The following is an 11,299-nucleotide window of genomic DNA, read 5'->3' as shown; positions in this document are numbered from 1 at the left end:
GTGTTTAATTCTCAATCTGAGAATCGTTTTGCACTATGCGTGACACACAGATGATCAATGCCGCTAAAATGTAAATAGGCCACACAAACGCTTGGGTAAGAAAGGTGCCTGAGACAATGGTGCCGATTAAACCTGCATAAACGGCGTTGGCTGAACTGAGCAGGTATGGAGAGGGTGAAGAGAGGCGGCAAAGACGAGTCAGGGAGTGCTTTGCTGTGCGTAATAAAGAGATAATTAAAGTCACAAAGACAAGCAAACCTAAAAAACCAGTTTCTGCCAGAACACCAAACCAAGTGCTATGTACGGCATGGTTTAATCCATCCCAATGTGAGCTATAGAAGTAATAATTAGAATAAAAATTGTTGATGCCGACCCCAGTAAATGGATTATCTAGGGCCATTTTTCCTGCCGCTTGCCATGCGTATAAACGTCCCATAGAGGAGGAATCAATCCCTGTTTCTGCCGCCCCTCCTGAGGCACGCTCAGAAATTCCAGCGGCCATATATAAGACAAACAACCCCACAGAACCCAGCGTTATCAGTAAAGTTTTACTGCGAATGGCTTGGTGAATAAAGAAGCCATATACCGCCACCATTCCCAGCAGACCCCCGCGACTTTGTGTGGCAATAATCGCCATGGACAGCAACAGTAAAACCAATACACCGACAATTCGGTTGCGCCGTTTGTGTTGACGGTTGAAAAAGAAACTGGCGCAGAAGGCGAGGGGAAACAACAGTACTAATGCTAAATCGTTCGGATCCCCAAGCATAGAGCCAAAGTGTCGGCCAATGGTCACTCGGCTTCCTTCCACTAAACCGATGCCGTTTACAGAATTAAACAGAGCAACACTGGCCACTAAAGCGCCCGCAAGGACGATGGTCCAACACATTTTCGCCAGTTGCTGTTTTGTGGTGATAATCCAAATAATGGCGACAGTCATTAGCATGATTTTCCAGTAGATCCCTTTAAACATGCTAATGGCTTCAGTGCGATTGGTCGCAAAGATCAACCCAAGGGTGACTAACAGCCAAAACAGTACTAGCCAGCCCATTGTAGGGTGCCAATAGAGGCGAAGTGTTCTGCTGACAAGGGCATGCCAGCAAAGAGACGCTAAAGCCCCAAGAGACAAAAGTAAAGGTAACTTCAAGGGCATTAATAGAGGGATCACTTCGTGGATACGAAAAAATGAAAACACCACAAACAGCGTCACAAACCAAAATAGATGTCGTACCACCACCAGCATAGCCAAGGGTAATAGGCACACTGCCAAACCCAGTATAGGATGAGGCGCTCGCCACCAGAGCAAAGCCACCATGCTTATAACCAATAACGTGGTGATTGTGGCTGCGTTAATGAAAGGGGACGTTTCAGGGGAGATGTGGGTATGTTTCATGCGCCCGCCTTATTAAAGTGCGCGCTATATTCCTTTGGATAGCGAAAAATAAGGGCAAGCGTCATAACAGAGAGCACGACAATGCCACTTTCTATATAGACATTGTTAGGCAGACATTGCAGGCTGATTAAACCCGTTAACGTGACGAGAGGATACAGGCCCATTCTGATATGGCGATAAGGAAGCGCATGGTAGCGTTGAGAAAGGCAATACAGTAATAAGGCTCGAATTAACTGGGCTGCGCCAATGTTGAGCATGATCATCCCCACCCCCCATTGATACGTAAAGCTACAGCACAATAAAGTGCTTCCTGTGGTAGCCAGGTTGACCTTAAAAATAATAGGGGTGTTGTGACTGTGCAGTAGACCCAGGTTTACCAACTCAGCCAACTCTTTACCAAGTACCATAAATATGGCCCCTACCAGTAACTGTCCAGCCATAGCGTAGGTATCGGTTAGCGTGAAGGTGAGCAGCCATTGCCCTATGACTGCTATTGCAGTGGCTAAGGCGCACACATATACCACACCAAACTCTGTGGTATGTGCCGCCTTTATTGGGGCTTGTTTGGCCATCACAAAACGTTTTGGCATCCACCACATACCAAAGGGCTGCACTAGGACGCACATCGCTAAGGCAAATTTAGCCGCGATGGCATAGTGTCCTACCATGGCCAGTGATTCGCCGTGCAGCATAAACCAACGCTCAGCACCGTTTAAACCAAAGGCGATGAGCCCAGATAACATCAGAGGCAACGAATAACGTAAGCTAGTGTGAATAAAAGCCCACTGAGGGCGTTGTAGCGTTAATTGCCCAGAAGAGATCAATAACAATAGCTGCATGAGGTGTGCCAGTAATCCGCCCCATAATACCCCAATAACGCCAAAATCTAATTGTAGCGCCAGCAACACTAGGGTCACTTGTAACAGGCTCGTACCCATGCAGATGCGGCAAAAGTGTTCAATTTTATCCTGCATTCTCAGCCAGGCAAGGGCAATAGCAAGGGCGCCTTCTATGGTCAAAGAGAGCCAGACAATGAGCAGTGATTGTTGAGAAATAGGCCAGTGCTCCTGCCACTCAAGTGACGCGGTCACTATTAGCCCGAGTAATGAAAAGGATAAAGAAATCAGCAGGGTAAGGGTAAATAACTGATTGGCAATGAGACGTTTGCGGTTGAGACTCTTGTGTTTGGCGCAGTAGCGGTACAGCGCTTCATGTAAACTTGCCGACAGTAATATGCCAATAAATGAAGCACTCACGGCCAGCAGTTCTAACTCACCAATTTGCATCGGAGAAAGAAAGCGCGTGGTAATGGGCAGCATAATCAAGGATAAGCCTTTCATAAAAAACAGCGCCAATCCGTAGCCGAGCATTTGCTTTTGCATAGGAGAAACAGACACAGGTAGCAGGCTCATTGTTGCTCTCCTGTATTATGGGGGCTGCATTTTTTCAGTTGTTGTGGCTTTAGATGATGTTGTGCCGATGGTACTGGTGGCAAATGGGCATGTTGAGCGTGTTTTTGCAGGGAGGACGACGCGTGATAGTGACGCTTTGCCATTGCCTTTTTGTTTGGGGCCGTATCGATGGCGTTGCAGATGGCCGCATAAGTCTGTTTGGCAAGATAGCGAGCCGCGATTTTTCTGCCTTGTTGGGCGATAGGTTGCAAGCGTGCCAAGTTATGGGTGAGTGACTGCATGCACTCATTTAAGCTGTTCGCATTATTGCTATCGTATTTTAAGCAGTGCACGCCATCTTGAAGCTGTGTGTCCCAAAAAGCGCCGTCTCTTGGGATCAGCACAATCAAGCCTGCGGCTAAAGCTTCTAAAGTGGAAAGGCCAAAGGGTTCATTGATGCTGGTGGAGATATACACATCGCACTGAGCGCGAATGGCATCAAGGTTATTCGGTTCATGGTACCAATGTACTCCGCTAAGGGTTGGATCAATGGCAGATTGCTCCGCTTGACCAACGGCAGGGCGGATATAACAAATATGTAAGGCACTTTTATTCTGCCATTGGGTCATATTATGCGCCTGTAATAGCAGATCTAATCCTTTCCATTTTAGTAAGGAGGCAGCCCAGTAAAATTGTACCTGCGGTGTGGTGTGACAAAAACGGTGCAAGGTTGGATAGTGTGCATCATCTAAGCCGTTGACAAAGATGTTTAAATGGTGAGGTAGGCTTTGGTTATGCGTCAGTTGTAGACAATGGCGCAAACTGCTCTGCGCTGCGGGTAAATAAAACGTTGGGTAGCCTTGGGTTAAGCACCACTTAGTTGCACGGCTTTTACCTACAGGGCCATGGATCAGTTGAATTATTTGCAGGGCAAAAATGTGGCCAATGACGTAACCGGCAAAGTCTACACCAGGCCCTGAAGCCAGCAATAGACTGACTGGTTTACAGCGCGTGCTAATGGCGACATACGCAGTAAAGAGCGCTAAGTAGAGCATTAAAAACAGTTGCTTTAACCAGTACCCTTGTCCCTGTGTACACCTTGCAAGGCACTGTGGCAGGCAAAAGTAGCGGGTGTGGCTGTGCGTAGTATGTGGCTTTTGCCAACTGTGTTTGGAGGCGCTCAATATATAATAGTGCGTATGGCTATTCGTCCATTGCATGGCGAGTTGTGTGGCGACCTTTGATCCGCCGTGATAAGGGATTGGGTCGAAAACAATGCAGTGATTACGCTTCATGTAGCCCCCTTTGTTTTTTAATGAATAAGGCTTTTATGGGGTTAAGGCATCGAGTCTTGCAAAAAGTCCTTACGGGACGAAAGAGTGCGCAACTCCAGCTAAACCAAGTTTGTTCGACTTTGCCTGATATTAATTGGCTATATATGGCTTGGATATGGGCCGTGTTACTTGCTAGAGAAAAGCGCTGCTGGGCGATTTTTGCGCCATTAATGGCCAGTGTGTTACGCAAAATGGGATCGCTAAGTAGTGTGCCAATGGCGTCCACCATCTCAGGAATGGCTTGCTCGCCTTGGTTATACAATAACCCTGTGTGTTTATGTTGGATCACTTCTGGTATCCCCCCAACATTAGGGGCCACAACGGCAAGCCCTGCTTGGGCCGCTTCTAGTAATACGAGGCCAAAAGCTTCACTGGTTGCGCCACTGACAAAGAGATCGCATCCTCCTTGTAGCCACTGCTGAACATTAGATTGTTCACCCACTAAATGAACTTGGTTTTGCAGTTGTAATTGATGGATCAATGCGATTAGATTCAGACGCTCGCTCCCTTCTCCAACAATCACCAGATGATGCTGATGTTGATTGTTGTTTAAAAGAGCAAGGGCCTGAATGAGTTTATCAAAGCCTTTGCGTTTAATGAGCGAACCGACACTGATCAGCACTTTTGCTTGGTGTGGGATCGCCAGGCGAGAGCGTATGTTTAGGCATGGACTTTGATTCAAATATTCAATGCCGTTATGCACAACAGACAGTTTATGTTTGGGATAACCTTCTTGTAGTAATGAGGTGGCCACTGCATGGCTTACCGCTATGATGCGTTGGGCCGAATGCAGTGTCAGAGTGAATCTATCGTGTAAATTGTATGGACTATGAAGTTGGCACAGCATAGGAACGCCTTTGGCTTTTGCGACTAAGGTCATCCATTGGCATGGGGCACCGCTATTAACATGAATTAACTTAATTTCATGTTCATCAATAATTTGTGAGGCTTGTTTGCACAATGACATCCAGTGTTTAACATTGAATGTGCCTTGCTGGAGATGAATAAGTTCAAAGGTGTCGAGATAAGTGAGAATCCCTTGGGCCTGTAACTGTTGCTTCATCACTTTATTATTGGTCCACACCACAGGAATATAATCGTGGCACAAAGTGCTTATTAAATTGAGCAAACAGGACTCACTACCGCGAATCCATTGCTCCCCATAATGCACAATAAGTAGGTGTTTAGCCTGTTGCATTGTCTCTCTCCCTGAAACCTAATAATCACATGTATTGATGGTTAATCAGAGAGTTGCAATTACAGTGCCAATTTTAACTCATTGTTTTATTAGCAATTTCAGGGAGAGATTATGCGGTTCTCATATTGAGAATCAAATTGATGAACGATACATTCTATTGTGCAGGTGTTGGCTATAGAGGGGGATAATCTTAGGTATTACCGCTTTTGTCGAATAATGATGTTGGATGGTTTGTCTGGCATGATGAGACAAGAGTGCCCGTTCATTGTCTGTGCACTGTAACCATTCATTTAAGTATAAAGAGAGCTGCTGCATATCATCGGCTATCCAGCCATTTTTGCCATGTTCAATAAGAGCATTTAAAGCCCCAATATTTAAAGTGAGCACAGGGATCCCCCGAGACATGGCTTCTAATGCCGTCATAGGCAATCCTTCATAGCGAGACGTAATAATGAGTAGCCCAATGTTATTCCAAACCTCATGCATATCCCGTTGAAAGCCCAATAGATGAACGTTATCAGAACGCTCCTGTGTGAGTGTGGCCATCATTGGACCATCACCATACACATAAAAAGGGTGATCTAAATGTTGCAAGGCTAAACCACACAAGCGATCGGGGCCTTTTTCATGGCTTAAGCGACCCACAAAGGCCAATTGAGTGCCAAGGGTGCGTGGCGCTTCATTCATAGAGACAAAGTTGTTGAGGTGCAGGCTTTGGCTAGGTAAACGAGATTGGATCTCGGGGCTGACACACAGGCTGACATCAGACAGTAGGGCGCTGTAACGATCTAACATATCATAGAGGCGGACTTTGCCTTTAGGGATCTCTCCTGCATGATAGGTGGTTAATTGCCGAGTGCGACCTTGGGTGGTTTTTACTGCTAACTTACTGATGATACTGGCTTTATAGCCATGCGCATGTACCGCAATAGGATGATGTTGCGCCACTGCCATTCTCAGTTGCTGAACGTGCTGAAACAGGGATGTGGTATTTTGCTTATTAGTGGAGGTTAGGGCGCTTAAGTAACAGTAGGGGATATCCCACTGCTGCAGTTTTTCGATGATGGCCGAAGGGGGGGAGTAACGGGTTAATAAGATCACGCGTAGGGGAATGGTGTCATGGACAAGGCCTTTAGCCAATTCAAGCACATGAGTTTCTATGCCCCCAAAAGTGAAGCTGTCTAATAACAGCCACACTTCATTATGATCATGGCCATTATTGGCTAAGGTGTTGTGCATCTTCCGTTTCCCATTGCTGTTTTTTGCGATAGACAGTCGACGGGCTAAGGTCGAGTAAAACCGCCGCGTTTAATACGTTACCGTCACAGTGTTGTATCGCGTTTTGAATGGTCTCTCGCTCTACTTGCCACATAGGCTTGATGACATATTCTTTAGTTTGCGTAGGCTCAGGCGTTATTACGGGATCTGGCGCTATGACAGCGTTGGTATCAACTGCAACGGAAGGGGACGCTGTAGGGGGATTTTGAGTTGAATTGTGTACAGTATTTACGGCAGATGGCGCAGGTTTAGCCACAGGATTGACTTGATTCAAAGGGGGCGGTAAATGACTGGCTTCCACTTTTATCCCGTCATTAAGCACCACAACATTACGCATGACATTTTGCAATTGTCTCACGTTGCCAGGCCAAGGGTAGGATTTCAAAATGGATTCCACGTCGGCGGATAAGCCAGTAAAACGTTTATCATCTTGTTTGGCATACAGTTTGACGAAGTGTTTGGCTAGGGTAACAATGTCTTTATCTCGTTCACGCAGAGGGGGCAACTCGATAGGGATCACATGCACTCGATAGTAGAGATCTTCGCGAAAATGCCCCTCTTGGATTTGTTGTAAAGGGTCTTTATTGGTGGCGCAGATGATACGCACGTCGGCTTTTAACTCTTTACTGCTACCTAATGGAGTGACCGCGCCCGTTTGCAAAAATCGCAGTAGCTTCTTCTGCATCTCTAGCTCCATTTCACACAATTCATCGAGGAATAATGTCCCACCATGAGCTTGCATTGCCGCCCCTTTGCGGTCGGTCGTGGCGCCAGTAAATGCTCCTTTAACGTGCCCAAAAATTTCACTTTCCATGAGATCTCGTGGGATCGCGCCACAATTAAGGGCTACGAAAGGTTTATTGGCTCGTTTACTTTGCTTGTGGATGGCTTCGGCGCACACTTCTTTCCCCGTGCCACTTTCACCATTAATAAATACGCTGGCTGTGGTGGGGGCGGCGGATTCAATGATTTTATACACCGCTTGCATCGGTAGGCTTGCGCCAATAAAACCGTGAAAATGAGGCCGATCAAACTTGCTTTCCAATGTGTTGACTAAGGATTGTAATTTTGAACGCTTAAGGTGTAGGGCTACGGAGGTTTTGAGGCGGTCGGCAGTAATGGGTTTTTCTAAAAAATCATCCGCGCCTTTTTGTATCAAATGGACTGCGGTTTTGACTGAGCCGTGTGCTGTGGCAATGATAACTGAGGTTTGAATATCATTGTGTTTGATCCAATCAAGGATCTCTTCGCCACTGGTGTCGGGCAGTTTAAGATCGAGAATAACCAGTTGCGGGCTATGGTGCTGAATAAATCGCTTGGCATCTTTGCCTGTTTCTACATGAAATAGGTCATAAGGTTCGTCTTTGACATATTGCTTATATAATATGGCCAGTGAGTTAGAGTCTTCAACGAGAAGTACTTTTGGTCCCATAAAACATCCTTTTAAACCAATTATTTACTAAGTTATAGCTGCTCTTTCAACTGTTGCAATGCTTGCTGAGAATGAAAGGCGAGATCCTTGAGTAAGCGAGCACTATTGATGGCATCTGAGTGCGCCTTGCAAAGACACGCCTGTTCAATACTTTTTGCTAATTGCCCAAGAGCGCAGACACCCATAGCTAAAGAGGTGCCCGCTAAAGTGTGCGCTTCAAACTCTAGGGTGGCGTAGTCTTGTTGTTGCAATGCTTGCTCAATGATCGCTAATCGCGTTTGAGATTCTTGTACATAGCTGTCAATAAGAAGGGGTAAGACCTCGATACTGGTATCGCTAATGATCTGTTGAATGACGTTTTCATCGATAAGTTGTTCTTTTGCCACTATCGCGTCCTGTGATGGTTGAGTGTAGTTACAATCTTTAAATGAGGCTTGTTTGTAAATGGAGTGTAGCCATTTCTTTAACATTTAGTATTCCTTGAATGACGAATGATTTCTAGCTTAGTTAGAGACATTTTTGATGTTTATACGGTTTGCTTGAAAAGTTGTGCGCGATTAATCACTTTGTGTAACCATTGCTGCAAACGTTGGGGGAGAAAACGGCAATACTTTATGGCTGTGAGTAATTGAAAAGCGAAGGTTTGTTGAAAGTATTGATTCACAATGACGCCACACACATTGGCTTTAGCCTGCTGTAAATACTCAAGGGCGACACACAACTCTTCTTGGGTGGTTACACCGCCGCTGCATGTAAGCAGTGTGGCGTCACAGGCATTGACTATCGCTGTATTATTACTTTGTGTTTGCGAGTTATGTAAGCTCCCAGCATCAATGACAATTCGCTCATAATCTTGTTGCCATAGCTGCATTTGTTGCGCCAATGCGCGAGGCTCTTGATAGAGCCTGAGTTGCGATTGAGTGGTTGGGGCCACGAGACCGGCAAAGAGTTGACGTGTGTGTTGATGGGCTATCCACTCCCCTTGATTTTGTTCTGATTGCAGGGGACATTCAAAAGCAGGATTATCTAGGTTCAGGTCGAGCAGTAAGGTGCGATAACCGGCTAATAGGTAATGTTCTGCAAGGGCTGTGGCAAAGTGGGTAACACCGGTCTTACCTTGGTCTCCTATGAGACAAATCGTTTGGGTGTTGTCCTGTTCTAACTGTAAAACCAGCTGTTCTAATTGTGCGGGCAGTGGACGGCGATTCATTACAAGGCTCCTATTAATACGATGGTGGTCGCAATGCGTAATACGTCATCTAAGCTGTCTCGTGCCTTTGACATAAAACTCTCCCTTTGGTGCGGGATGTAGACGGTGTCGCCTGAGCGGATCACGGGCAGACTGCGGAAGTTAGCGGTTTTACTAAATTCTATGAGATCAAATGTGCGGGCGTGATGTTGACAGCAAGACATATTAACGACGCTGATTTTCTCAAGGTAGGCTTGTTCACTGGGGCCACCTGCTTCGGCCAGTAAGTCTAAAATGGTCATGTTGTCATCAAATACATAACGTCCCGGCTTATTCACTGCACCTAAGACACGGACAGTGGACTCCTTGGAGCGGTCCAACCAATTTTTGTCTTTTTCTGGGATATAAATGGTGTCGCCAGTGGTGACTACGGGCAGCAATGACTCATCACCTGTTTCAAAGTAAAGAGAGAGATTTAATTTGCTTACTCGAGAGTAACTCTTGTCTCTGTGGGTGATGCGTATGTTGTGGATGTCCGCTTCACCAGTTGGGCCGTCAGCGGCGGAAAGGATATCGAGAAAGTGCATTTCTTTGGTAAAACGATAACGCCCTGGAGCATTCACTTGCCCAAAAACATAAATAGAAGCATCGGACTTTTGGCGTACCCATTGTGACTTATTATCGGAAGGGTCTTGAGGTAAATCATGCACTCGTATTATGGAACCGGCAGCAATATTGGGCAGTTGTGAGCGTTTCGCACCATGACGAATATACGCATCTAAATCAAACACCTGCACCTTACGTTCGCTATCGACGACTTCAATGCTGGTGGTATCTGCCCGAAGAGTTGGGCCACCCACATGCGCGAGCAAATCCATTAAATCCATTTCATCGGACCATTCGATACGGCCAGGGCGTACAACCTCACCAATGATATTGACGGCGCGATCAGGGGCTATTTTTAACCACGATTTTTCGTTCATATCGGTTTTTTCGGGAACGAAGATGGCGTCTCCGTTATCAATTTTGGGGGGACGAACGCCTCCTAGTCCTTCAGTAAAGTCGGTGAGGTCAAACTTAATCACTCGGCCACTGGCTTTAATAAGACGAATTTGCCGAGATTCCGCGAATCGAGTGGGGCCCCCAGCATTGGCTAGAATATCCATAAAGGTGGCATCAGGCTTACTTTCAAAAGCACCAGGTGCGGCCACTTCCCCCATGACGTATACCATATTAGCCCCTGATTTAATCTCCTCTTCCATCTTAGGCACAAACACAATAGCCCCAGGAGTTAAACGTGGAAGTAAGGATTCATCACCGCTATCCAAGTAGCGCTTTAAGTTAAAAATCATAGGGTTATCATCAGATATGACACGGATTTGCTCTACGCTGGCGTAGCGAGTAACGCCCCCAGAGCGCATAATAATATCCACTAAATCCGTATTAGGCTTGAAGGTAAATGAACCTGGGGCATTCACTTCACCAAATACTTTAATGGCTTTTTGTGAATCGGCGCTATCTCCTGCATTAGCCAATTTTGCGGCATCAAACTCTTGTTCAATATTGCCAACTAAGGGAGATGCAGGGACAAATATGGTATCTAACGATTGCAGTTTGGGTAGGGCGGAGTCATCCCCAGAGTCTAAGAAATTTTTGTAATTAAACTGGTTGTTTTGCTTGCCTCGTTTAATGTGTAATTTGTTCAATTGGGCGCCCGGACGTAAACCTCCTGCTGCATACAGGGCCATTTGTACGGTGGATGATTCTGGCAGTGTATATTCCCCAGGAGAGCGTACATAACCTTGAATAGAGATCAAAATTTGACGTTCTGCTACGTAAATTCGCGCGTTGGATAAATCACGAAAGACCTCAGATAACGCGCTAGATACTACGGTTTGCAATTGGTCTTCTTCGTATCCGGCAACATAAGTAGGGCCCACTTCTGGCAGGTTAATTCGCCCAGATTTATCTACCTGAAAACCTTGATTAAGTGTCGCTTCTCCCGGTAGGTTCACTTGGATTAAGTCACCAATTTGCACCGGTTTAGCCCAAACACTCATGCTGATGCTGACCATTAACATAAC

At 46.0% G+C, this 11,299-nt stretch carries 9 protein-coding genes; all 9 read right to left on the bottom strand.

Features of this window, described 5'->3' with window-relative positions; translation table 11 throughout:
• Positions 1–4 precede the first annotated feature (4 nt).
• The gene (locus tag OCU56_RS14460) at positions 5–1,393 is read right to left on the bottom strand and encodes an O-antigen ligase family protein (protein ID WP_390904879.1); all 1,389 of its coding nucleotides are present in this window, start codon (positions 1,391–1,393) and stop codon (positions 5–7) included.
• Positions 1,390–2,805, bottom strand: coding sequence for a lipopolysaccharide biosynthesis protein (locus tag OCU56_RS14455; protein ID WP_261875428.1), 1,416 nt, complete (start codon positions 2,803–2,805; stop codon positions 1,390–1,392). Before OCU56_RS14455 ends, OCU56_RS14460 begins: the two co-directional genes overlap by 4 nt.
• Positions 2,802–4,079: a glycosyltransferase family 4 protein gene (locus OCU56_RS14450; RefSeq protein ID WP_261875427.1), complete on the bottom strand. Its 1,278-nt coding sequence runs from the start codon at positions 4,077–4,079 to the stop codon at positions 2,802–2,804. The genes OCU56_RS14455 and OCU56_RS14450 overlap by 4 nt, the downstream gene beginning before the upstream one ends.
• Positions 4,069–5,316 carry a glycosyltransferase gene (locus tag OCU56_RS14445; protein ID WP_261875426.1) on the bottom strand — a complete coding sequence of 416 codons (1,248 nt, stop codon included), beginning with the start codon at positions 5,314–5,316 and terminating at the stop codon, positions 4,069–4,071. The genes OCU56_RS14450 and OCU56_RS14445 overlap by 11 nt, the downstream gene beginning before the upstream one ends.
• 132 nt (positions 5,317–5,448) lie before the next feature.
• The gene (locus OCU56_RS14440) at positions 5,449–6,555 is read right to left on the bottom strand and encodes a glycosyltransferase family 4 protein (RefSeq protein ID WP_261875425.1); all 1,107 of its coding nucleotides are present in this window, start codon (positions 6,553–6,555) and stop codon (positions 5,449–5,451) included.
• Positions 6,533–8,026 (bottom strand): sigma-54-dependent transcriptional regulator, encoded by a 1,494-nt coding sequence (locus OCU56_RS14435; protein WP_261875424.1) that lies wholly within the window; start codon positions 8,024–8,026, stop codon positions 6,533–6,535. The genes OCU56_RS14440 and OCU56_RS14435 overlap by 23 nt, the downstream gene beginning before the upstream one ends.
• Before the next feature lie 32 nt (positions 8,027–8,058).
• A complete protein-coding gene (locus OCU56_RS14430) occupies positions 8,059–8,496 on the bottom strand; it encodes an Hpt domain-containing protein (protein WP_261875423.1) in 438 nt (145 codons plus the stop codon).
• Positions 8,497–8,552: 56 nt separating this feature from the next.
• Positions 8,553–9,236: a P-loop NTPase family protein gene (locus OCU56_RS14425; RefSeq protein WP_261875422.1), complete on the bottom strand. Its 684-nt coding sequence runs from the start codon at positions 9,234–9,236 to the stop codon at positions 8,553–8,555.
• On the bottom strand, positions 9,236–11,296 hold the full coding sequence (locus OCU56_RS14420) for an SLBB domain-containing protein (RefSeq protein WP_390904887.1): 2,061 nt from the start codon (positions 11,294–11,296) through the stop codon (positions 9,236–9,238). The genes OCU56_RS14425 and OCU56_RS14420 overlap by 1 nt, the downstream gene beginning before the upstream one ends.
• Positions 11,297–11,299 lie beyond the last annotated feature (3 nt).

It is taken from the genome of Vibrio rarus (genome assembly GCF_024347075.1).
GTDB lineage: Bacteria > Pseudomonadota > Gammaproteobacteria > Enterobacterales > Vibrionaceae > Vibrio > Vibrio rarus.
This window is presented reverse-complemented; position numbering and strand designations above follow the sequence as displayed.